This is a genomic window from Paracoccus sediminicola (assembly GCF_027912835.1).
In the GTDB taxonomy this organism is placed as follows: domain Bacteria; phylum Pseudomonadota; class Alphaproteobacteria; order Rhodobacterales; family Rhodobacteraceae; genus Paracoccus; species Paracoccus sediminicola.
Genome location: NZ_CP115768.1, coordinates 2,615,720 through 2,638,282 on the forward strand (window position 1 = coordinate 2,615,720; position 22,563 = coordinate 2,638,282).

Here is a 22,563-nt window from a genome sequence, read left to right on the forward strand (position 1 = left end):
TCAGCCTGCACGGCGAGAGCGACGGGTGAGCGCCAAAAGCAGCGACAAGGCGGCAGGCGTCATCCCTTCGATACACGACGCTTCGGCGATCGAACTCGGTCGATACTTTGCCAGCTTACCTTTGATCTCGTTCGAAAGGCCAGGGATGGTGCTGTAGTCAAACTGTGCTGGCAGCTCGACGGCTCGGTCTTTCGCCAGACTTTCCGCCTCGCGTTGCTGACGCTCCTCATATTGAGCGTAGATAGCGTCAATTTTAAGTTGAATTTCGATCGCCTCAGGCCAATGCGGAAGCTCGCTGTCAATTTCGCGCAGTTTATTCAGGCACGCGTCGCCCGACAGCAACTGAAATGCCGATCGGCGCTGGCCGTCGCGGCCAGACTTTATCTCATGTTCCGCAAGGTTCTTCGGGGAATATAGACGCGCGCATAAATCTTCCCGTGCCGCGGACAACATTGCAGCCTTCTCACTGAACCTGGCCTCACGTGCCCGACCCACGCACCCAAGTTGAATACCCAATGGTGTCAGTCGCTGATCGGCGTTATCTGCACGCAGCGACAGGCGAAACTCCGCCCGAGATGTGAACATCCGGTAAGGCTCAGAAACGCCGCGGCTCGTAAGATCATCGATCATCACCCCGATGTAGGAGCTTGCTCGGGTAAAGTGCACCGGCATGTCCGAAGCCGCATTCAACCCTGCGACCAGACCCTGCGCCGCAGCCTCTTCATAACCTGTCGTTCCATTAATCTGACCTGCGAGATAGAGCCCTGGCATCTCTTTTAGCTGCAGCGACTGATCCAGATTTCGTGGATCAACATAATCATACTCCACGGCGTAACCCGGCTGAACAATCTCTGCGCGCTCCAAGCCGACGATCGTCCGGACATAATCTTGTTGCACATCCTCGGGGAGCGATGTCGAGATGCCGTTCGGATATACGAGGTCGCTCTCTAGCCCTTCAGGCTCAAGAAAGATCTGATGAGAGTCCTTGTCACCGAAACGGTGGATTTTATCTTCAATGGAAGGGCAATATCGCGGACCTGCGCCTTCAATCCGACCACCATACATAGCCGATCTATGGAGATTCTCTCTGATGATATGATGCGTCTTTTCGTTGGTGTGAGTAACCCCACATTCGATCTGGCGCAGTTGCTTTCCTGAGGTCGCGAAAGAAAGAAAAACCGGACTCTCGTCCGCTGGCTGCTTATCCAATACTGCCCAGTTGATGGAGGCACTCTTCAAGCGGGGCGGAGTGCCCGTCTTCAAGCGGCCCAGTTTCAGGCCCAATTCGGCTATCCGGTCGGACAGCCTCGCTGAAGACTGATCGCCCCAGCGGCCTGCCATAACCGTCCTCTCACCAATATGGATCAGACCTTTGAGAAAGGTGCCGGTCGTGAGGACGACCTTTTGAGCACGGATCTGCTCATCACCCATCTTCACACCAGCGACTCGGCCTCCCTCCACCACAAGGTCGGTAACCATGCCCAATATCACGCGGATATTAGGTTCGGCAGCTACCGCGTTGCGGGCGGCACGCCGGTAAGCATCGCGATCAGCTTGCGTCCTCGGCCCTTGGACAGCAGGCCCCTTTCTCCGGTTTAGAAGCCGATATTGAATTCCGGCTGCATCAGCCAACCGGCCCATGAGGCCATCCAAGGCGTCTATTTCGCGAACAAGGTGCCCTTTGCCCAGACCACCAATTGCCGGATTACAGGACATCGTTCCGATATCGCGCTCCGACATCGTCACCAGCGCGACCCGCCGTCCAAGACGCGCAGCAGCAGCAGCAGCCTCTGTGCCAGCGTGGCCTCCGCCAACGACGATGACATCGAATTGTTTCACGTGAAACGGCCTCTACTTTCCAATACAAAATCTGCTGAAGACCCGGTCAAGATAATCCTCGACATCGATTCTGCCAATCAATCTCTGGAGGTGGTGGCTAGCTGCCCTTAAATGCTCCGAAACGATCTCTACCTCATGGCCCGAGACATGCGCCAACTCCCGCGCCGCATCGCTCAGGGCGTCCGCCTGCCGAGCGTGGCTCGCCAGTCCCGTTTCCGAAACACGTTCCCGCAGCTCTTCAAAAATCTCTGAGAGTAGAGTGTCGATGCCTTCCCCCGTCACGCTCGATACGGCCCCATCGCGACCGGTAAGATCACCCTTGGTGTGGATCTCAAGGTCGCCGGGGCACTTATGATCAAGCATATCTTCTGGGATCTCACCCACAAACACCCGCAGATCAGCGTTCAGGGCGCGGTCTCGCGACCGATCAATACCGATGCCCTCCACAAGATCGCTGGTCTCACGTATCCCGGCAGTGTCCAGAAACGTCACCGGCAACCCTCTCAGGTCAGCGCGAAACTCGACGATATCCCGCGTCGTTCCAGCCTGGTCAGTAACTATGGCGATATCCCGACGTGCAATCGCATTTAACAACGATGACTTGCCCGCGTTAGGTGCGCCGACCAAGGCAACCTCAAAGCCTTGCCGCAACCGTTCAGTCGCCGGATAGCTGGCCAGCTGCGCTTCGACCGATCGCCGAACCCGCTCGATCCTCCGATCTACATCTGCCGCGACATCATCGGGGATTTCCTCGTCGGCGAAATCGATTGCCGCCGTCAGCATCGCCCCTGCCTCTACCAAGTCGTCGCGCCAGCCTTCCACAAGACGGCCAAGCGCGCCCCCGCTTACTTGAACGGCGAGTTTACGCTGCGCCTCGGTTTCTGCAGCAAGCAGATCAGACAGGCCCTCCACCTCCGCAAGATCCATGTTTCCAGACTGAAACGCCCGCAGCGTGAACTCGCCCGGCTCTGCCCGCCTTGCACCTCTCGACAGGATAGCACGCTCGAGTCGTTTCACCACGACGGGCGCACCGTGCAGGTGAAATTCGACCACGGCCTCGCCCGTAAAGCTCGCCCCTTCGTTAAAGCGCATCACCAGGCCCTGATCGATACGATCATTGCCGTCCGAGATCTGCCTGAGATACCCATGTCGGGCATCGCCCAAAGGACCCGTCAGCTCCTCTGCAATCCGCTGCGCTTCAGGCCCGCTGACCCGAATGATCGACACGCCGCCGCGGCCGGGCGGGGTCGCTTCTGCGAAAATGGTGTCCAAGAAATCTCACGCGTTCATCGAGTCGAAAAATTCGGAGTTGTTTTTCGTCTGCTTCAGCTTCGAAATCAGGAACTCGATCGCGTCCGTCGTTCCCATCGGGTTCAGGATACGCCGCAACAGATAGGTCTTCTGAAGATCCTTCGAATCGACAAGCAGCTCTTCCTTACGCGTGCCGGACTTCAGAATATCCATCGCCGGGAACACACGCTTATCGGCGACCTTGCGGTCGAGCACGATTTCGCTGTTACCAGTGCCTTTGAACTCTTCAAAGATCACTTCATCCATCCGAGATCCCGTATCGATCAGCGCGGTTGCGATAATCGTAAGCGAGCCACCCTCCTCGATATTTCGCGCGGCACCAAAGAACCGCTTCGGGCGCTGCAGCGCGTTCGCATCCACACCGCCTGTCAGAACCTTCCCCGAAGAAGGAACCACGGTATTGAACGCACGTCCCAGCCGCGTGATCGAGTCCAGCAGGATCACCACATCTCGCTTATGCTCGACCAGGCGCTTCGCCTTCTCGATTACCATCTCCGACACGGCCACATGTCGGCTTGCCGGTTCATCGAAGGTCGAACTGACCACCTCGCCACGCACCGAGCGCTGCATATCGGTCACTTCCTCCGGCCGCTCGTCGATCAGCAGCACGATCAGATAGCACTCGGGATGGTTCTTCTCGATCGAATGGGCGATGTTTTGCAGCAGCACCGTCTTACCCGTGCGCGGAGGCGCCACGATCAACGAACGCTGCCCCTTCCCGATCGGAGCCACCAGGTCTATGATCCGCGCAGAGCGGTCCTTGATGGTCGGGTCCTCGATTTCCATCTTTAGCCGCTCATCCGGATAAAGTGGCGTCAGGTTGTCAAAGGCCACCTTGTGCCGGGCCCGCTCCGGGTCCTCGAAATTGATGCGTTCGACCTTGGTCAAGGCAAAATAACGCTCATTCTCTCCGGGCGCGCGAATGACACCCTCGACCGAGTCGCCTGTGCGCAGCGCGTGCTGCCGGATCATGTCGGGGCTGACATAGATATCGTCGGGGCCGGGCAGATAATTTGCCTCGGTCGAGCGCAAAAAGCCGAACCCGTCCTGAACGACCTCCAGCACACCGTCGCCACCGATATCGTAGCCATCCTCCGCATGCTCCTTGAGGATCGAGAACATCATCTCGCCCTTGCGCATGGTCGAGGCGTTCTCGATCTCCCATTCCTCGGCCATCGCCAGCAAATCCTTCGGGCTTTTCGCCTTCAGATCGGACAGATTCAACCGCTCTTCGCTCATCGCATCACCGCATATCGCACCCGCACGGGCATCGATTTCTATTGTTCAAAGGAAAATATCCGCACCGGACGGGCAGACCGTTGCGCGGCCCTTAAAGCAGCGCGTGATTCGAGTCAACGTGTCAGGCGCACGGACTCATCTCGGATCAACAGATGGAAGCCATCTCTTAAAACTTCAAGATCACAGAACATACGATGATCACCATCAACAGGGTCGGAACCTCGTTCATCATCCGATAACGCCGACCATCCAGCCCGGCCCCATCACGCAGAGCGACACGCTGGCGTCCCAGCCAGTGGTGAAACCAGGTCATCATCAGGACGGAAACACCTTTCAGCCAAGGCCAAACCATCGTCCAGTCAACGATACCCGGCGTGAGCACCAACAGCATTCCGCAGATCCATGCGACAATCATCGCGGGACGCATGATCAGCCGCAGCAGCTTATCCTCCATAATCATGAAGGACGCCGCCGGCTCGTCTGAGTTTCCACCTCTCTCGGCATGATAGACAAACAGCCGAGGCAGATAGAAAAGGCCTGCCATCCAAGCAATCACGGCCATGATATGCAGTGATTTTATCCATGGATAGATCGAAGAGAGAAGATCAGACATGGACCTCTCTTATAAATAAAATATGAGATAAGAAAGATGATGATGTTTGTAGGCCATGTGTATGATGGGATAGAGCGCCCGACCCCGTGTTATCCACAGAAGCCAGTAAAGAATAACGACAATTATATTATTATAACAGTTAGTTAGACAGATAAGACCCTCTTTTCCACACACTGTGGAAAGCGACGACAGTTTTGTCCAACTGTGGATGAAAGCCTGTCGTTCGCGCTCGGTTCTCATCGCATATCCCCAGAGCGATCCGCCCCCGCTTCCATCCCCGCGCTTATCCACAATTTCATCCAAGGCCAGCACTCTGACGAGGTAGGATTTTCGCTTTCACCGGTGGGAGAGTAACGCTATCCAAGATCCCATGACCTTGCAAAACCAAGAAGAACCGGGTTCGAGACCGGACCATGCGCCAATTGCCGGAGTCATTGGTTGGCCGATCGCCCATTCCCGTTCGCCGCTTCTGCATGGTCACTGGCTGAAACGCTACGAATTGCCGGGCGCCTATATAGCTCTTCCGGTGCATCCCGAAGATCTCGGTGCGGTGCTGGGCATTTTGCCTCGCATGGGATTTGTCGGCGTCAATCTTACGATTCCCCATAAGGAAGCGGCGCTGAAGCTGGCCGATATTGTCACGGATCGCGCGGCGCTGATTGGCGCGGCTAACACCCTGATCTTTCGCCAGGATGGAAAAATTCATGCTGATAATACAGATGGTTACGGATTCATCGCCAATCTGATGCAATATGCGCCAGACTGGCGCGCCGATCAGGGGCCGGCCGCGGTAATCGGTGCGGGCGGCGCGGCGCGTGCTGTGGTCGCATCGCTGCTTGAAAGCGGTGTGCCCGAACTCCGGATCAGCAACCGCACCCGCTTGCGCGCCGATCAGATCAAGTCTGAATTCGGTGCCAAGGTCGTGGTCTATGACTGGGCGCAGGCCGGAAACATGCTGGAAGGGTCGCGCACGGTTGTGAATGCAACGTCGATGGGGATGGCGGGGAAAAGCCCGCTGAAGCTGCCGCTCGAAGCGCTTTCCGCGGGGACGCTTGCAACAGATCTCGTCTATACGCCGCTGATGACAGATTTCCTGAAACAGGCTGAACGGCGCGGATGCGAGATCGTGGACGGCCTCGGCATGCTGCTGCACCAGGCGGCACCGGGTTTTGAGCGCTGGTTTGGCATAAGGCCAGAAGTAGATGATGCGCTGCGCGAGGCTGTGCTGTGACGTTTCGTCTTGGCCTGACGGGGTCCATCGGCATGGGCAAGTCCACGACAGCGCGCATGTTCGCCGAGCGTGGCTATCCGGTCTGGGATGCCGACGCCGCCGTCCATCGCCTTTATACCAGCTGCGGCGCTGCCATGTCGCAGGTTTCTGCCGCGTTTCCGGGTGTCATCAGGGACGGTGTTGTGGATCGCGCGCTTCTGAAAGAAGCTCTGGCAGAGGATGACGCTGCGCTTGAAAAGCTCGAAGCCATCGTCCACCCGCTTGTCGCAAGGGACCGTGCAGAGTTCATTTCGCAGGCCGCACAAGGCGGCGCGGCCCTCGTCGTGCTGGATATTCCGCTGCTCTTCGAAACCGGGGCGGAAGCTGGAATGGATGGGGTCGCCGTCGTTTCGACCGACGCCGCCACCCAGCGGAAGCGTGTGCTGGCCCGTCCGGGAATGACCGAAGAAACGCTGTCGATGATCCTGTCTCGCCAGCTTCCCGACGACGAAAAACGTGCCCGCGCGGATTGGGTCATTCCCACCGACGATCTGTCTTCAGCGCATGCGGCGGTCGACGAAATCTGCCGCGAAATTGAGGAGCGGAAAGATGCGTGAAATCGTCATGGACACCGAGACCACCGGGCTCGACCCGGACAAGGGCGACAAGCTGGTTGAGATCGGTGCGGTCGAGCTGATCAACCATCTGCCCACCGACAATACCTTCCACGAATATATCAACCCGCAGCGCGATGTTCCGGCCGAGGCGGTCGCCGTCCACGGCCTCACGCAGGAATTTCTCAGCGGCAAGCCGCTGTTTGAACAGGTCGCCGACAAATTTCTCGACTTTATCGGCCCTGACGCGAAGCTGGTCATCCACAACGCCAGTTTCGACATGAAATTTCTCAATGCCGAGCTGGCTGCTCTGGGTCGTCCGAAACTGCCCTGGTCGCGCGCGATCGATACGCTGGCCATTGCGCGCGAAAAATTTCCCGGTGCTCAGAACTCGCTCGATGCGCTATGCCGCCGCTTCAATATCGACAACTCGGCGCGGAGCTTGCACGGCGCTCTGATCGACAGCCAGATCCTGGCCGAGGTCTATCTCGAACTGATCGGCGGTCGCCAACCCGACCTTGTGTTAAGCGCGCCGTCTGAGCAGCATGATCAAAACGGCCCAACCGAACGGCATCAATCGCGCAGCGACGCGCGTCAGCGCCCCGCAGCACTCGCTTCACGGCTGAGCGATGCAGAACGTGCCGCCCATGAGGAATTCGTCGCGAAGATCGGTGAAAACGCCTTGTGGCATCGCTACGTCAGCCCCTCAGCCGGTTGATCTTCCCGAACAGAGCGCCGACACTGACCCAGTTGAACGGGCGGGGCACATGATCGGGCCATTGCGGGACATCTGGCAGTTCATCGCAGCTCTCGGAGAGCGGATGGACAAGATCCATATGGGTCTGATCGCGGCAGGCGTGGCCTTCTATGCGATGTTTGCCGTGTTTCCAGGCCTCGCGGCGATCATCGCGCTGTGGGGGCTCTGGTATGATCCCAACATCATTCAGCAATATGTCCATGTCGGAGAAGAATTTATCCCGCCAGAGGCGATGGATATCCTTCAGGCACAGGTGGATTCGCTGACCGAAGGCGGGCGCACGCAGCTTGGCTGGACGACCTTTCTGTCCTTCATGATCGCCACCATCGCCGCGCGGGCCGGGGTTAACGCGCTTGTGCGCGGCCTGAACGCCGCCTATGGGGTGCGCGCCCATTCGACCATCGTCGGCTTTGTGCTGGCCTATGTGCTGACGCTGGCGATTGTGGGCGTCGTGCTGATGGGGCTGGTGACCATTGTGGTCGTGCCGATCATCCTCAATCTTTTCGCGCTTGGTCCGCTGCGCGGCTGGCTGATTACCGGGCTACCATGGGCCGGGATGCTGCTGATCGTGATGATCGGGATCGGGATCCTCTACCGTTACGGCCCGAATGTGCGCCGCCCGCGCACGCCGATTTTCACCTGGGGCTCCATCGTGGCGACCATTGCCTGGGGCCTCGCCTCGCTGGCGTTCTCAGCCTATCTGGGCAGCTTCAACAGCTATAACCGGATCTACGGCTCCATCGGGGCGGTGGTGGCGCTGCTGATGTGGTTCTATCTGGCGGCTTTCTCGGTGATGCTCGGCGCGATCTTCAATGTCGAGCTGCGCCGCCGCCGCCGCGTCGCCGCTGCGCGCGAGGCACGACAATCCCTGCGTGACGAGGCAGAACAGGCTCAGAGCGGGTCTGTCTGATAGAGCCGGATCTTCAGTGAACCATGCGCCACGATGGGGCCGGGTGGCTTGAAGGGCAGTCCAGTGGTCTTTGCCAGCCCCGGCTGCGACGTCACGATCCCCACGCGCCAGCCGCGGAAACGTGACATCAGCACCTCGCCCATCTGCGCATGCAGCCCGAAAAGCGGGCCTTTATTGCCAATTCGTGTGCCATAGGGAGGGTTGATGATGACCAGCCCCGGCGGCCCTTCGGGCGGTTTCAGATCGGCGAAGGCGCCCTGTCGGAAATCGCAGAACGCCGAGACCTGCGCACGCTCGGCATTCTCGCGGCTCATCCGCACGGCTCCGGCATCGCGGTCGTTGCCGCTGAAAAGAAACTTCGGAGCTCGCACGGCGGTGCTTTTCATCCTGACCCAAATATCCGGATCGAAGCTGGCAAAACGCTCGAACGCAAAATTCCGGTCCCGGCCGGGCAACAGCCCCGCTGCGATCTCTGCGGCTTCGATCACGAATGTCCCCGAGCCGCACATCGGGTCAAGGACCGGCTCGCGCCCCTGATAACCGCATTCGCGCAGAAATGCCGCGGCCATGGTCTCGCGCATCGGGGCTTTCGCCACGGCCTCCTTGTGGCCGCGCTTGTGCAGGCTCTCGCCAGAGGAATCGAGACTGACAACGGCGAGGTCGTCCTCGATCCGCAGCTTTACCACAACGTCGGCATCGGGCGAGATATTCGCGCCAAGCTCTTCGCGCAGCGCGCGCTCGATCCGCTGAGCTGCGGCGCCGGCGTGGTAGATACGCGACTTGCGGCAGCTTGCCTCGACCCGAAGCGGGACAGAGGGGTCAAGCCAGTCGGCCCAGGGCAGCTTCCGGGACCGCTTGTCGAGCTGCGCCAGATGCATCGCCCGGAACGAGGCGACCCGCACCAGAACCCGCGTCGCACAGCGCAGCGTCAGATTGGCACGCCAGACCTCGGTCCAGTCGCCTTGCGTTTCGACCCCGCCCGGCACGATCTTCGGATCGGCAAAGCCCGCATCACGCGCCTCATCGGCCAGCGGCTGCTCCAACCCCGGCGTCGCGACAAGGAAAATCCCCAGATCGCTCAGCTTGCCGCCAGCCCTTCGGTCGACGAGAAGAACATGGCCTGGCTTAGCGCCGAGCTGACCTGATCCTCGGTATAGGGTTTCGAAATCAGGAAGGCCGGTTCCGGCCGGTCGCCGGTCAGCAGCCGTTCGGGGAAGGCGGTGACAAAGATCACCGGCACGTCGCCCAGCGATTGCAGCAGTTCGTTCACCGCGTCGATGCCCGACGATCCGTCGGCCAGCTGAATATCGGCGAGAATCAGGTCGGGACGTTTTTCGTCGGCCAGCTGGATCGCGGCGGAGTGGGTGCGTGCGATGCCCGTCACCTCATGGCCCATCGCCTGAACGATGCCCTTGAGATCCATCGCGATGATGGTCTCATCCTCGATGATCATCACCTTGCCGCGGACCGACTGGCTCATCTCGTCCATGGCGATGCGCACAAGATCCTCGGCCTCACCGGCGTCGATCTGCATCACCTGTCCGATCTCGTCATAGCGGAGCCCCTCGATCGAGCTCAGCAGCAGGGCCTCGCGCGAATTGGGCGTCAGTTTCGACATCAGCGACTGCGCCCGCGCCCCCCGCGCGCCCCCATCCGCGTCGGCGACCGGCTGACCGCTGGAATCCCAGATGGCGTGAAACGCCCGGAACAATCCGACCCGCGTGTCGAGCCCGTCCATCACGCTCCGGTCGGTCAGGATGACCTCCAGCGCGGCGGCAGCATATTTGTCGCCGACGGTCTGGCTACCCGTAAGCGCGCGGGCGTAGCGCCGCAAAAAGGGCAGCTCGCGCCCGATAGACTTGGCAAGATCGGCAGAAGACATGTAAACCTCGATCGTCGCGGCCCTCAAATGGAACCTAGGTGTCATCTATCGGTTGAGCGGCGTGCGCACAAGATTGGCGGGATTAACAAAATTATGACGAGTAAGCGCGACGAGCGAAAAAAAGCTGCTCTCGACAAGCAGATCGACGAAAATCTGAAACGCGTCTACCAGCAGGACAGTGAGCAGGACATACCCGACGAATTGCTCGCCTTGCTTGAAAAACTCCGCGAGCAGGAGTGAGAGACTTGGCTGATAAATCGAAGGTCGCGCAGGATCAGAAGTCCGGCGCCAACCCCCGCGACGAACTTGTCGATCATCTTCCCGCGCTGCGCGCGTTTGCGCTGTCTCTGACCCGCGAAGGTGCCTCGGCGGATGATCTTGTGCAGGACACCATCGTCAAGGCCTGGACGAATATGGATAAATTCCAGCCCGGCACCAATCTCCGGGCGTGGCTGTTCACCATTCTGCGCAACACTTTCTATTCCGCCCGTCGCAAGACCAAGCGCGAAGTGTCTGACGCAGACGGTATTCATGCCGCGAGGCTGGCCACGCGCCCCGAACATGACGGGCGTCTCGCCCTGTCGGACTTCCGCGATGCCTTCGCCCATCTGCCCGATGAGCAGCGCGAGGCGCTGATCCTGGTCGGAGCTTCCGGGTTTTCCTATGAAGAAGCCGCTGAAATGACCGGCGTTGCGGTCGGCACGGTGAAATCCCGCGCCAATCGTGGCCGCCGCAAGCTGGCCGAGCTGCTTCATCTCGAAGAGGGCGAAGAGCTGGAAATGACCGACCGAACCACATTGGCGGCGATGGCGTCGAACTCGCCCGTGATGCGCTGAGGCACGATGCTGCGGGGCCTGCTCGAGACACTCCAGTTCACGAAGGGTCTCGGATTCCGTCTCGCGGCGCTGCTTTCGGTGGCGATCCTGCCGATCGGGCTGATGTCGCTGATCCAGACGATGTATCTGTCGGGCGAAGCGGAACGCTCGGCAGAGACCGCCATTGTCGGGCGCACCGGCGCAGCCGCTGCGGGTGAGCGGGCGCTGCTTCAGAGCGCGCTTGGAACAGCGGATGCGCTTGGCCCTGCGGTGCTGCGCGGCATCGACGATGCGGCGGCCTGTTCCAACATGCTCAAGAGCTTCGTCGAACGGGGCGCGACCTATGTTTATGCCGGCTTCACCCGGCTGGACGGCACATCGGAGTGCAATTCCGGCGAGATCGTCGCGGACATGAACGGCTTCACCGCCTATGAGCATTTTCTCGCGAGCCCGACCACCGTTGTGGTCCCGATGCGGCGCGGCGCGGTCAGTCAGCAGGCGGTGGTTGTGGTCGCGCAGCCCCTTTATCGCGAACGCGAGCTGTTGGGCTATGTCTCGGTCTCGCTGTCTCAGGAACTGCTGCAATCGACGCATGGGTCGATCTATGGCGGGAAGGGCGCGCGCACCATCACCTTCAATGCCGAGGGCGACATACTGTCCGCCGATGAGGGTGTCGTCGAAGATATCAGCGGCGCCTTGCCCCGGAATGAGACACTCCGCAGCCTGATATCACGGGCGGAGACCACCTTTACGGACATCACGGCCTCGGGTGAGCAGCGCGTCTTTGCCGTCGTCTCGGTGGTTCCCGGCCTTGTCTATGCGCTGGGCAGTTTCAGCCCGATGGAGGCAGGGGTGCAGGGCTACCGCGTCACCAAGCTGACCGCGGTGCTGTTTGCCGTAGCGCTTTGGGCGGTGTCGCTTGGCGTCGCCTATTACGCGGTGTATCGTCTTGTTCTGCGCCATATCCGCGAGTTGCGCGGCCAGATGCGCCGCTTTGCCGTGGGCGACCGCGCCGCGCCGCCCCGCATCATGGAAGACGCCCCGACCGAGATCGCCGATGTGTCGCGCACCTTTCATAACATGGTGCGAATTCTCAATCGCGACGAGGCGGCGCTCGAAGCGGCTATCGACGAGAAGACCGTCCTGCTGAAAGAGGTGCATCACAGGGTGAAGAACAATCTTCAGCTTATCGCCTCGATCATCTCGATGCAGGGGCGGCTGATCGAGGATGACGATGCAAAGCGCACGCTGCGGTCCGTGCAGGATCGTGTGGCGTCTCTGGCTTCGATCTACAAGAATCTCTATCAGGCGGAACATCTGGAATCGGTCGATGCTGATCGGCTCATTTCCGAGGTTATCAATCAGATGACCAGCGCTTCGATGGGCCCCGGAAAGAGGCTGAAGGTCGACACCAAGCTGGAGCCTCTGATCCTTCAGCCTGATCAGGCAGTGCCGCTGACGCTGCTGACCAACGAGGCTTTCACCAACGCGATGAAATATGCAGGCATCCCGCCGGGCCACGATGAGGCATGGGCGCGGGTCAGCCTGGTGCGCGTGGATGGCGATCATGCCGAGCTGAAAGTGACCAATTCGATCGGCGAGAAGGACCTCAACATCGAAAGCACGGGCCTCGGCGGCCAACTGATCGAGGCGTTCGCCCTGCAACTCGATGGTGAGGCGGTGATCGAGACGTCGGAAACCGAATTCACGCTGTCCCTCGTATTCCGCATCGAGGAAATCCGCCCGCTGCCGATCGAGGACCGGAATGTCGTGCTGACCTCGGCAGCGCGGGAAGGGTCGCGTCACTAGATGCGCGGGCTTTCCATCCCGCGCCGGCGGCGATAGCGTCGCGCGCGAAGATTAAAGGAGACCGGATGAAACGCGAAACACTCGGCCGCAGCGATCTGGAGGTCAGCGCCTTCTCGCTCGGCACAATGACCTTCGGCAACCAGACCGCCGAGGATGATGCCCACGCGCAGATCGAGGCGGCCCTGGAGGCCGGCATCACCTTCCTGGATTGCGCCGAGATGTATCCGGTCAACCCGGTCCGCGCCGAGACAGCAGGACGCTCCGAAGAATATATCGGAAGCTGGCTTGCCGGCAGCGGGCGGCGGCACGAGGTCGAGATCGCCACGAAGGCGTCAGGCGAAGGAAGCGCTGTCCGCGATGGCGAGGGTTTTTCCGGCAAGAATCTGTCCCGCATCGTCGAGGGCTCGCTCAAGCGGCTGCAAACCGATGTGATCGACCTTTATCAGCTGCATTGGCCGGCACGCGGCAGCTATAGCTTTCGACAGAATTGGCGCTACGATCCTTCGGGTCAGAGCCGCGCGAGCAATCTCGATCATTTCGAGGATGTGTTGCGCGCGATGGAGGATCTTGTGCGTGCCGGAAAGATCCGCCAGTTCGGCCTGTCCAACGAGACCGCCTGGGGCACAATCCGCTGGATCGATATGGCCGAGCGGCTCGGAGCGCCGCGGGTGGTATCGGTGCAGAACGAATATTCGCTGCTGCAACGGCTATACGATACCGATATGGCCGAGGTTGCGGTCAATGAAGATGTCACACTTCTGTCTTACTCTCCGCTCGCTGCGGGGCTGCTGACCGGGAAATATCAGGATGACGCGGTGCCCGAGGGCAGCCGGGTTGCGGTCGATCTGGCGCATGGCGGCGGCGGCATTCTGGGCGGACGCAAGACAGAACGCGCGCATGGCGCTGTCGCGGCCTATCTGAAGCTGGCCGAAGAGCATGGCATCGACCCGGTGCATATGGCGCTTGCGTGGCAGCGCACCCGGCCTTTCCCGGTGATCCCGATCCTCGGTGCGACGTCGATCGATCAGTTGAAGCATCAGCTCACAGGGCTTGAGACGACGCTCAGTGACGAGCTGAAAACAGCGATAGATGACGTGCACCGCGCATGGCCGATGCCCTATTGACGCTGACCGGCGGCGTCGCTTTGAGCGACGCGCTCGCCCGCGCCGTCGCGACAGAGCTTCGCGCAGGCGATACGCTGCTGCTCGATGGTCCGGTGGGTGCGGGCAAATCGCATTTTGCGCGGGGTCTTATCCGCGCCCGGCTGCGCAACTCCCATGAAGATGTGCCAAGCCCGACCTTCACACTGGTGCAAAGCTACGATGCCGATCCGCCGATCTGGCACGCAGATCTGTATCGGCTCGGCGACCCGCAAGAGATCGACGAGCTTGGCCTGACCGATGCCGCTGACGATTCCATCCTGCTGGTCGAATGGCCGGATCGGGCCGGAGACTGGCCGGACACATTGCGGCTGAGCTTTGCGCATCTTGACGACCCCGATCAACGCCAGGTCACGCTTCACGGCGACACCGCGCGATGGCATCGGGTTCGGCGCGCTGCTGAGCGGGCCGCCTTCGTCAACGATGCAGGCTGGGCGGATGCGGATGTCGCGTTTCTGGCTGGGGATGCCTCGGCACGGCGCTATTTCCGCTTGAACCGTGATGGCGGCTCTGCGGTGCTGATGGACACCGATGCGGCGACGCTGACGCCCTATCTCGCGATGACCGCATGGCTCGCGGAACGTGGATTTACGGTGCCGCGCGTCTATGCGGCGGATCGTCCAGCCGGTCTGGCCCTGATCGAGGATTTTGGAGACGCGCAGGTGGCACGGATCATCGATGCCGAGCCGGCGCGCATCGCTCCGCTTTACGAGCGGATCGCAGAGATGCTGGCCCGGCTTGCGTCTTATCCGCCCGCGCCGGGGATCATGGCTCTGGATGGTCCGCGCATGGCCGAGCAGGTCGGCATTTTTGCGCAGCATTACCCCCCAGCGATCGGTGCGGATGCCGATGCCCGTGCTGCCGCGGCGCAGATCGCACCGACCATCGCCGCGCTTCACGCAGAGCTTTGCGCTGGCGCTGCACCTGTCACCAGCCTGCGCGATTTTCACGCCGAGAACATCATTCTGACGCCGGATGACCGGCTTGGCCTTCTGGATTTTCAGGACGCGGTGGCGACGCATCCGGCCTATGATCTGGTTTCGGCCCTGCATGACGCGCGCCGCGCCATCCCGCGCGATGTCGAAGATTCTGCAATCGCCCGGTTCCTCGCCGTGTCGGGCATGGCGCGCGAAACATTCGACCCGGCCTTTGCGCTTTTGGGCGCACAGCGTAATCTGCGCATCATGGGAATTTTCACGCGCCTTTGCATTCGCGACGCAAAACCGCGCTATCTGGATTTCATGCCGCATTGCTGGTCGCTGATCCAGCGCGAGATCGGTCACCCGGCGCTGGCACCGCTCGCCCGGCTGGTGGCACGGATCCCTGCACCGACACAGAAAAATATCGAAAGGATCCGCGCGCAATGCCCCCGCTGATGATCTTCGCCGCCGGCAAGGGCACCCGCATGGCCCCGCTGACCGATACACGTCCCAAGCCGCTGATCGAGGTGGCCGGGCGCAGCCTGCTGGATCGCAGCCTCGATATGGCGCGAGAGGCGGGAATTGGCCGGATCGTGGTGAACACGCATTACCTCGGCGATCAGATCCGCGATCACCTGGCGGGCAGCGACGTGGCGATCTCGGACGAATCCGAGGCGTTGCTGGAAACCGGCGGCGGGCTGCGCAAGGCGCTGCCGTTGCTGGGAGAGGATGCGGTCATGACGTTGAACCCGGATGTGATCTGGACCGGGTCCAATCCGCTAAGGGCGCTGAATGCAGCCTGGGAGCCAGAGCGCATGGATGCGCTGCTGATGCTGTTTCCGCATGATCGCGCGCGGGGTCGCGTGGGTCCGGGAGATTTCAGCCGAGATGCAGAGGGTCGGATCAGCCGAGCGGGCGACATGATCTATGCCGGTTGCCAGATCTGCAAGACCGGGCGGCTGTCCGAGGTCGGGGACGACGCTTTCTCGTTGAACCGCCTGTGGGATCTGATCATCGCCGAGGGTCGCGCCTTTGGTGTCGTCCATAATGGCGAATGGTGCGATCTTGGACGGCCCGAGACGATCCCTCTTGCCGAGACGATGCTGGCCGAAAATGTGGAATGACTGGGAGGGCGGTGTCTATGCCCTGCCGCCGGGCGCTGATTTCTGTCGCGACGTGGTTCGGGGGCTAATCGCGCGCACCGCAGGAAAACCGCCAGAGGCACTTGCCGCCGTCACCGTCTATGTCAACGCCGCCCGCACCATGACCTCGCTTCGGACGGCCTTTGACGAATATGCTGCCGACCATGGTCCGCTTCTGCTGCCGAAATTCCGACTTCTGGCCAATCTTGATACGGATCTGCCGGACGGGCCGGTGGCGCCGCTGGCGCGTGTGTTGGAGCTTGGGAACCTCGTCTCACGGCTGATCGAGCGAGAGCCTGCGCTTGGCGCTGGCCAGTCCGTGCCGGAGCTGTCGCAATCGCTCGCTGACCTGATGGGCGAGATGCAGTTCGAAGGCTGCGGGGTCGATAGCCTGAGCCGGATCGATACGCGGGATCATGCTGCACATTGGCAACGCTCTCTCGCATTCCTGAAAATTGCCGCGGAGTTCTATCTCGGGGGTCCGCCGGTCGATCGGCCGGCCCGGCAGCGTCATGCGGCCGACACCTACACGCGGCAGTGGGCGGAGGGGCCGGATTGTCTTGATGCGCCCATCCTGGCGGTGGGTTCGACCGGTTCGCACGGGGCGACGCGATGCTTTCTGAAAGCGCTTGCGACGCAGCGGCTCGGGACGATCGTGCTGCCGGGCTATGACTTCGTGCAGCCGGAAGCGATCTGGCGGATGCTGGACGGTCCTTCGGACGATCACCCGCAGGCCCGTCTGGCCGCGTTGCGAGCGGGTGGTGTCAGGCCATGGGTGAAAACAGAGATCCCGGACCGCAACCGGCTGATCTCACTGGCGTTGCGTCCGGCGCCGGTCACTGACCAGTGGATAGCCGAGGGTCCTGAACTGCCCGATCTCTCGGGGCCGACGGCAGGGCTGACGCTGATCGAGGCGGATCAGCCGCAGGAAGAGGCTGACGCCATCGCCGCGCTCATCCGCCACGCGGTGGGCGAGTCCCGACCCATCCGGCTTTTCGCGGCGGATCGCGGTCTGGTGCGGCGGGTGGCGGCGTCACTCGACCGCTGGGGGCTCGTGATCGAAGACAGCGCCGGAGAGCCGCTGCATCTGACAGCGCAGGGGCTGTTCCTGCGGCATGTGGCAGCTTTGTTCGGACGCAAGCTGAGCGTCGATGCATTGCTTACCCTTCTGAAACACCCGATCACAGCGACCGGCTCGACCCATGGGGAATTTCTTCGCCAGACCCGCGACCTCGAACTGGAGTTGCGGAGGAACGGTCCCGCCTTCCCTGACCCCGCCTTTCTCCGGGAGTGGGCCACGAAGCACGATGAGCACCGCAAGATCTGGGCGCAGTGGCTTGCAGACACACTCGATCTTGTGGTCGCTGTTGAACAGGACGAGTCGCCGCGCCCGGTGTCGTCTCGCCTTGCACAACATCTGCAGCTTGCCGAGCTGCTCGCGGCGGGGCCGGGCGGAACGGCACAGGCGTCACGGCTTTGGGACGAGCCGGCAGGACGGCTGGCCGATGCGGCGTTGGCGCAGCTTGCCGAACATGCCGACCGGGCGCAGCCGATGAGCGCGTATGATTACGCCGATCTGGTGGACCGCCATCTTTCCGCACATGCGGTTCGCGGCCGCGATCAGGGCCATCCGCTGATCCGCGCCTTCGGACCCCGCGATGCCCGGACCGAGGCAAACCGCGGAGATGGGGCCATCGTGATCCTCGCCGGGCTGAACGAGGGCGGTTGGCCGCAGGCCCTGCCGCCCGATCCGTGGCTGTCACGTGCCATGCGCAAAGAGGCGGGGCTGACCCTGCCAGAGCGGCAGATCGGTCTGTCGGCGCATGACTTCCAGCAGGCTGTTGCCGCGCCCGAGGTGGTGATGACCCGCGCGCGTCGAGATGCGGATGCCGAGACCATTCCGTCACGCTGGCTGAACCGCCTGACAAATCTCATGGCCGGTCTCCCCGAGCGCGCGGGACCGCAGGCGCTGGGTGCGATGCGCAAGCGTGGCGCGGCGTGGCTGGATCTTGCGCGGCAGCTGAACCAGCCGCGCTATCAGCTTGATCCCGCGCCGCGGCCGGCGCCGATTCCGCCCGCGCCTGCCTTCGACAATATCTCGGTCACCCAGGTCCGCACGCTGATCCGTGATCCCTACGCGATCTATGCCAGCAAGGTCCTCGGCCTGCGTCCTCTCGATCCGCTGCGGCCCGAACCGGGTGCAGCGCTGCGCGGTCAGGTGCTGCACAAGGTCGCCGAGCGGCTTCTGCAACCGCCGCCCGACCCGGAAACCCCGATCTCCGAGCTCAGCGCGCGCTTTCGCAAAGTCGCCGCCGAGGTGCTGGCCTCGGAAGTGCCCTGGCCGGCGGCGCGCGCCTTCTGGCAGACCCGGATGGACCGTATCTCCGACCAGATCGCAACCGATGAGCTTCATCGTCTGTCGCGCGGCAGGCCGGTGGTTGTCGAGAGCAGAGGACGGATCGATCTTCCCGGTCTCGGCGCGAGTCTGAACGCTAAGCCGGACCGCATCGACCTGCTGGACGATGATATGGTCGCGCATGTCTATGACTATAAATCAGGCAAACCGCCGAACGACAACGAGATGGCCCATTTCGACAAGCAGCTGATGCTGGAAGCGGCAATGGTGGTGAAGGGTGCGTTCCCGACGCTCGGCGCGGTGGCGGTGGAAGGGGTCAGCTATATCCAGCTTGGCGGAGACGGCGAAACGCTTCATCGGAAATTCTCTCCCGATATGGTTGATGAGACCTGGGCCAAGTTATTGATCCTGATGCAGCGCTACCTGCGCGGCGATCAGGGCTTCACGGCACGGCGCGCCTTGCAGAAAGCCGGTGATGTCAGCGATTACGACCATCTTTCGCGCTATGGGGAATGGGGAGCGCGCGACGCGCCGATGCGGATGAGGGTCGGCGGCGATGACTGAACACGGTCCCGATGACGCCACGAGACAGCAACTTATCGCCGCCGATCCCCGGCACTCCGTCTGGCTGACCGCGAATGCGGGCTCGGGCAAGACGCGGGTGCTGACCGACCGCGTTGCGCGTCTGCTGCTGAACGGCGTCGCGCCGGAGCGGGTGCTGTGCCTGACCTACACCAAAGCCGCCGCGACCGAGATGCAGAACCGCCTTCTAAAGCGGCTCGGCGATTGGGCGATGCTGCCGGACGAAAAGCTGGGCGTGGCGCTGCGGGATCTGGGCGTGGCCGACGCGCCCGATCTGCCCGCGGCGCGCCGGCTTTTTGCGCAGGCGATCGAGACGCCCGGTGGGCTGAAGGTGCAGACGATTCACAGCTTTTGTGCGGCGCTGCTGCGGCGCTTCCCGCTTGAAGCCGGGGTGCCGCACGGCTTCACCGAGCTGGATGACCGCTCGGCCAGCTTGCTGCGTGCCGAGGTGCTGGAAGAAATGGCGGCTGGCCAGGTGCCGGAGATTGCCGACATCACAGCCATAGATTCCGGCGACAGGGTCGATGTCCTGCTGGCCCAGCTCACGCGGGGCTTTGATATCCCAGATGGGGAAGAGGCGTTGCGCGCGGCAGTGGGTCTGCCTGCCCCGCTTGCCGAGGCGGATCTTATCGCTGATGTATTTCAGGGCGATGAGGCCGCCTGGATCGCTGAGCTGATCCCGCTTCTGGCGGCGGGCGGAAAAACCGACGCAAATCTCGCAGCGGATCTTGATAGTGTGGATTGGTCTGCGCCCGGCGTCGCGGATCTTGCGTTGCTGGAAAGCGCGCTGCTTTTTGGCTCAGGCGCCGCCCAGCCTTTCGGGCCGAAGATCGGCAAGCTGCCGACGCAGAAGCTGAGCAAGGGCTCTTGCGCGCCCTTCATCGACAAGTTCAACGATCTGATGCAGCGCGTGGCCGAAGCGCGCAAGAAACGCGTGGCGCTCGATTTCACGCGGCGCAGCGCGGCGCTGCTGCGGTTCGGGCGCGAATTTTCGCGGCGCTACGAGCGGCGCAAGAATGCAGCGGGCTGGCTGGATTTCGACGATCTCATCACCCGCACCGCAGGGCTTCTGTCGGACCCGGCGCTGGCTCAATGGGTGCTGTTCCGGCTGGATGGCGGGATCGACCATATTCTTGTGGACGAGGCGCAGGATACATCCCCCGAGCAATGGACCGTCGTCGAGCGCCTCACGGCCGAATTCACCGCGGGCGAGTCCGAGCGGCTGAGGACGCTATTCGTCGTCGGCGATCCGAAACAGTCGATCTATTCCTTCCAGGGTGCCGATATTCAGGTGTTCGAAGCCCGCCGCGACCAGTTCGAACGGGATTTTGACGCGGTGGATCGCCCGATGGCCATGCTGGACCTGCAATTTTCGTTCCGGTCCTCGCCGGCGATACTGGGCGCCGTCGACGCAGTATTCGCGGATGATGGTGGCATCGCGCTGGGACAGGAGAGCGCGCATCGGGCGTTCCATTCGGGCCGCCCCGGCCGTGTCGATCTGTGGCCGGTGCCCGAGACGCCGGAAAGACCAGAGGACGCGCCCTGGGAAGACCCTGTCGATCAGCTTGCACCCGACGCAGCTTCGACTCGCGTCGCCGCCGAGATCGCTCGGCAGGTGGCACTGATGCTGGATCCCGTATCCGGCGCATCGATCGAGACACGCGAATCCGTTCGCCGGGTGCAGCCGGGCGATATCCTGATCCTGGTTCAGGGCCGGAAATCACCGCTTTTCGGCGAGATCATCCGCGCGCTGAAAGCGGCAGAGCTGCCGGTGGCCGGTGCGGACCGGCTGAGACTCGCCGCCGAGCTAGCGGTCAAGGATATCCGCGCCATGCTGAACTTCCTTGCAACGCCCGAGGACGACCTGTCACTCGCCGGTCTGCTGCGCTCGCCGCTGATCGGGCTGGATGAGGATGCCTTGTATCGGCTCGCGCATGGTCGCAAGCGGGGCGAATATCTGTGGACGCGGCTGCGTGCGTCGGATCATGGCGCGGCGCTGGCGCTGTTGTCCGATATGATGGACCGATCCGAACTGCGCCCCTTCGATCTGATCTCTCGGCTTCTCAACCGGCATGGCGGGCGCGAGCGGTTACTGGCGCGGCTCGGGCCAGAGGCCGAGGACGGGATCGACGAATTGCTGACCCAGGCGCTTGCCTATGAGCGGACAGAGGTGCCGTCGCTGACCGGATTTCTCGTGTGGCTCTCAGCAGATGACGTCGAGGTGCGCCGCCAGCCCGGCTCAGGCGCGGATCTGATCCGGGTGATGACGGTGCATGGCTCGAAAGGCCTGGAAAGCCCGATCGTGATCCTGCCTGACACGAAGAAGACGCGCGCCAAGCCCCCTGCGCAGGTGCTGCGTCGGCCGGATGCGGTGCCGATGTTGTCAGGCCGCAAGGACGAGCGACCGCAGCCGGTTCAGACGATGATCGACGACGCGACCGAACGCGAGGAGCGTGAACGCAAACGGCTGCTTTACGTGGCGATGACGCGGGCCGAAAGTTGGCTGATCGTGGCGACCGACGGGGATCCCGGAAGCGGCGAGGAAAGCTGGTATGCGATGATCGAACAGGGGCTTGGCCGCAGCGACCTTCCGGAAGAGGGTTTCGAAACCGCGCTCGGCATGGCCCGGCGCTTCAGTTTCGGAGAATGGCCTGAGGCGCAGGAACGGATCGCCGCAGAGCCTGCGCCGCGCGCCGAAGCGCCATGGCTTTGGACCCTGCCCGATCCGGTGCCGCGCCCCAGGGCGCCCCGTGCCGCGTCGGATCTGGGCGGGGCCAAGGCTCTGCCCGGGCCGGATGGCGACGATCCGGAGGCGGCGATGCTGTTCGGCACGCGGCTTCATCTGTTGCTGGAACATCTGCCCGGCTTGCCTCGGGAAGAATGGCAGGATCGCGCCCGCGCGTTGCTGAGCGCCTCGGAAGGCGGGCTGCCGGATCGCGGCATGTTCGACCGTCTCATGGCAGAGTTCATATCCGTGCAGGACGCGCCCCCTCTGGCCGGGCTGTTCGCGCTGCCCGAGGCGGCGACGGTTCTGACTGAGGTCGAGTTGACCCTGACGCTTGCAGGGCCGGGCGTGGTGCGCGGCGTCGTGGACCGGATCATGGTCACCCCTGATCTGGTGCGAGTGATCGACTATAAATCCAACGCCACCGTGCCGCCAACGCCCGAGGCCGTGCCGGACGGGATCATGCGTCAGATGGCTGTCTATCGGGCCGCGGCGCGGGCGCTCTGGCCGGAACGCGAGGTTGCCAGCGGTGTGTTGTGGACTGCGTCCCGCTCGCTGATGTGGCTGCCCGATGCGCTGCTCGATGCGGCAAGCGCGGCCCTTGACCCTGCCTCGCAACGTTCCTAGCTGTTGAGTTAACCTTATTCCCGCCGGCATGTCCGGCCGCCATTCAGGAGAA

The 22,563-nt window shown here is 62.2% G+C and carries 18 protein-coding genes; 12 read left to right on the forward strand and 6 right to left on the reverse strand.

Features of this window, described 5'->3' with window-relative positions; all coding sequences use genetic code 11:
* The 4 genes from mnmG to PAF18_RS12875 form a co-directional block, all read right to left on the reverse strand.
* Entirely contained in the window at positions 1 to 1,839 is a 1,839-nt protein-coding gene (mnmG, locus tag PAF18_RS12860) for a tRNA uridine-5-carboxymethylaminomethyl(34) synthesis enzyme MnmG (protein WP_271116097.1), read from the reverse strand.
* A gap of 12 nt (positions 1,840 to 1,851) precedes the next feature.
* Positions 1,852 to 3,111 (reverse strand): tRNA uridine-5-carboxymethylaminomethyl(34) synthesis GTPase MnmE, encoded by a 1,260-nt coding sequence (gene mnmE / locus PAF18_RS12865; protein ID WP_271116098.1) that lies wholly within the window; start codon positions 3,109 to 3,111, stop codon positions 1,852 to 1,854.
* A 6-nt stretch (positions 3,112 to 3,117) separates the two neighbouring features.
* A complete protein-coding gene (gene rho, locus PAF18_RS12870) occupies positions 3,118 to 4,389 on the reverse strand; it encodes a transcription termination factor Rho (protein WP_271116099.1) in 1,272 nt (423 codons plus the stop codon).
* A gap of 166 nt (positions 4,390 to 4,555) precedes the next feature.
* A complete protein-coding gene (locus PAF18_RS12875; RefSeq protein WP_271116100.1) occupies positions 4,556 to 5,002 on the reverse strand; it encodes a CopD family protein in 447 nt (148 codons plus the stop codon).
* 370 nt (positions 5,003 to 5,372) lie between these two features.
* Between PAF18_RS12875 and PAF18_RS12880 the strand changes: the two genes are divergently transcribed.
* From PAF18_RS12880 to PAF18_RS12895, 4 genes are read left to right on the forward strand one after another with little or no spacing between them, the layout of a single operon-like run.
* A complete protein-coding gene (locus PAF18_RS12880) occupies positions 5,373 to 6,233 on the forward strand; it encodes a shikimate dehydrogenase (protein WP_271116101.1) in 861 nt (286 codons plus the stop codon).
* The gene (gene coaE / locus PAF18_RS12885) at positions 6,230 to 6,829 is read left to right on the forward strand and encodes a dephospho-CoA kinase (protein WP_271116102.1); all 600 of its coding nucleotides are present in this window, start codon (positions 6,230 to 6,232) and stop codon (positions 6,827 to 6,829) included. Before PAF18_RS12880 ends, coaE begins: the two co-directional genes overlap by 4 nt.
* The gene (gene dnaQ, locus PAF18_RS12890) at positions 6,822 to 7,544 is read left to right on the forward strand and encodes a DNA polymerase III subunit epsilon (RefSeq protein WP_271116103.1); all 723 of its coding nucleotides are present in this window, start codon (positions 6,822 to 6,824) and stop codon (positions 7,542 to 7,544) included. Before coaE ends, dnaQ begins: the two co-directional genes overlap by 8 nt.
* A 49-nt stretch (positions 7,545 to 7,593) precedes the next feature.
* Complete coding sequence (locus tag PAF18_RS12895; RefSeq protein ID WP_271116104.1) at positions 7,594 to 8,493, forward strand: YihY/virulence factor BrkB family protein; 900 nt, start codon at positions 7,594 to 7,596, stop codon at positions 8,491 to 8,493.
* Here the strand turns inward: PAF18_RS12895 and PAF18_RS12900 are convergent.
* Both PAF18_RS12900 and PAF18_RS12905 read right to left on the reverse strand, forming a co-directional pair.
* Positions 8,475 to 9,575 carry a THUMP domain-containing class I SAM-dependent RNA methyltransferase gene (locus PAF18_RS12900; RefSeq protein ID WP_434802261.1) on the reverse strand — a complete coding sequence of 367 codons (1,101 nt, stop codon included), beginning with the start codon at positions 9,573 to 9,575 and terminating at the stop codon, positions 8,475 to 8,477. The genes PAF18_RS12895 and PAF18_RS12900 overlap by 19 nt on opposite strands.
* On the reverse strand, positions 9,572 to 10,375 hold the full coding sequence (locus PAF18_RS12905) for a response regulator (protein WP_271118136.1): 804 nt from the start codon (positions 10,373 to 10,375) through the stop codon (positions 9,572 to 9,574). The genes PAF18_RS12900 and PAF18_RS12905 overlap by 4 nt, the downstream gene beginning before the upstream one ends.
* A gap of 93 nt (positions 10,376 to 10,468) precedes the next feature.
* Here PAF18_RS12905 and PAF18_RS12910 point away from each other — a divergent pair, with 93 nt between their 5' ends.
* The 8 genes from PAF18_RS12910 to addA all read left to right on the forward strand — a co-directional run bounded on the left by PAF18_RS12910 (position 10,469) and on the right by addA (position 22,511).
* Positions 10,469 to 10,615 carry a NepR family anti-sigma factor gene (locus PAF18_RS12910; RefSeq protein WP_271116106.1) on the forward strand — a complete coding sequence of 49 codons (147 nt, stop codon included), beginning with the start codon at positions 10,469 to 10,471 and terminating at the stop codon, positions 10,613 to 10,615.
* Between the two features lie 5 nt (positions 10,616 to 10,620).
* Positions 10,621 to 11,211 carry an RNA polymerase sigma factor gene (locus tag PAF18_RS12915; protein ID WP_271116107.1) on the forward strand — a complete coding sequence of 197 codons (591 nt, stop codon included), beginning with the start codon at positions 10,621 to 10,623 and terminating at the stop codon, positions 11,209 to 11,211.
* A 6-nt stretch (positions 11,212 to 11,217) separates the two neighbouring features.
* Positions 11,218 to 12,999 (forward strand): sensor histidine kinase, encoded by a 1,782-nt coding sequence (locus PAF18_RS12920; RefSeq protein ID WP_271116108.1) that lies wholly within the window; start codon positions 11,218 to 11,220, stop codon positions 12,997 to 12,999.
* Positions 13,000 to 13,064: 65 nt separating this feature from the next.
* Positions 13,065 to 14,123, forward strand: coding sequence for an aldo/keto reductase (locus PAF18_RS12925; protein WP_271116109.1), 1,059 nt, complete (start codon positions 13,065 to 13,067; stop codon positions 14,121 to 14,123).
* Positions 14,105 to 15,535 (forward strand): tRNA (adenosine(37)-N6)-threonylcarbamoyltransferase complex ATPase subunit type 1 TsaE, encoded by a 1,431-nt coding sequence (gene tsaE / locus PAF18_RS12930; protein WP_271116110.1) that lies wholly within the window; start codon positions 14,105 to 14,107, stop codon positions 15,533 to 15,535. Before PAF18_RS12925 ends, tsaE begins: the two co-directional genes overlap by 19 nt.
* A complete protein-coding gene (locus PAF18_RS12935; protein WP_271116111.1) occupies positions 15,535 to 16,203 on the forward strand; it encodes a nucleotidyltransferase family protein in 669 nt (222 codons plus the stop codon). Before tsaE ends, PAF18_RS12935 begins: the two co-directional genes overlap by 1 nt.
* Positions 16,193 to 19,141: a double-strand break repair protein AddB gene (gene addB / locus PAF18_RS12940; RefSeq protein WP_271116112.1), complete on the forward strand. Its 2,949-nt coding sequence runs from the start codon at positions 16,193 to 16,195 to the stop codon at positions 19,139 to 19,141. The genes PAF18_RS12935 and addB overlap by 11 nt, the downstream gene beginning before the upstream one ends.
* A complete protein-coding gene (gene addA / locus PAF18_RS12945) occupies positions 19,134 to 22,511 on the forward strand; it encodes a double-strand break repair helicase AddA (RefSeq protein ID WP_271116113.1) in 3,378 nt (1,125 codons plus the stop codon). Before addB ends, addA begins: the two co-directional genes overlap by 8 nt.
* Positions 22,512 to 22,563 lie beyond the last annotated feature (52 nt).

Coding starts and splice junctions, on each gene's coding strand:
- PAF18_RS12935 (WP_271116111.1), top strand. CDS start 15,535: ATGATCTTCGCCGCCGGCAAGGGCACCCGCATGGCCCCGCTGACCGAT.
- PAF18_RS12925 (WP_271116109.1), top strand. CDS start 13,065: ATGAAACGCGAAACACTCGGCCGCAGCGATCTGGAGGTCAGCGCCTTC.
- PAF18_RS12880 (WP_271116101.1), top strand. CDS start 5,373: ATGACCTTGCAAAACCAAGAAGAACCGGGTTCGAGACCGGACCATGCG.
- PAF18_RS12895 (WP_271116104.1), top strand. CDS start 7,594: ATGATCGGGCCATTGCGGGACATCTGGCAGTTCATCGCAGCTCTCGGA.
- PAF18_RS12920 (WP_271116108.1), top strand. CDS start 11,218: ATGCTGCGGGGCCTGCTCGAGACACTCCAGTTCACGAAGGGTCTCGGA.
- PAF18_RS12910 (WP_271116106.1), top strand. CDS start 10,469: ATGACGAGTAAGCGCGACGAGCGAAAAAAAGCTGCTCTCGACAAGCAG.
- tsaE (WP_271116110.1), top strand. CDS start 14,105: ATGGCCGATGCCCTATTGACGCTGACCGGCGGCGTCGCTTTGAGCGAC.
- addA (WP_271116113.1), top strand. CDS start 19,134: ATGACTGAACACGGTCCCGATGACGCCACGAGACAGCAACTTATCGCC.
- PAF18_RS12875 (WP_271116100.1), bottom strand. CDS start 5,002: ATGTCTGATCTTCTCTCTTCGATCTATCCATGGATAAAATCACTGCAT.
- PAF18_RS12905 (WP_271118136.1), bottom strand. CDS start 10,375: ATGTCTTCTGCCGATCTTGCCAAGTCTATCGGGCGCGAGCTGCCCTTT.
- addB (WP_271116112.1), top strand. CDS start 16,193: ATGTGGAATGACTGGGAGGGCGGTGTCTATGCCCTGCCGCCGGGCGCT.
- dnaQ (WP_271116103.1), top strand. CDS start 6,822: ATGCGTGAAATCGTCATGGACACCGAGACCACCGGGCTCGACCCGGAC.
- rho (WP_271116099.1), bottom strand. CDS start 4,389: ATGAGCGAAGAGCGGTTGAATCTGTCCGATCTGAAGGCGAAAAGCCCG.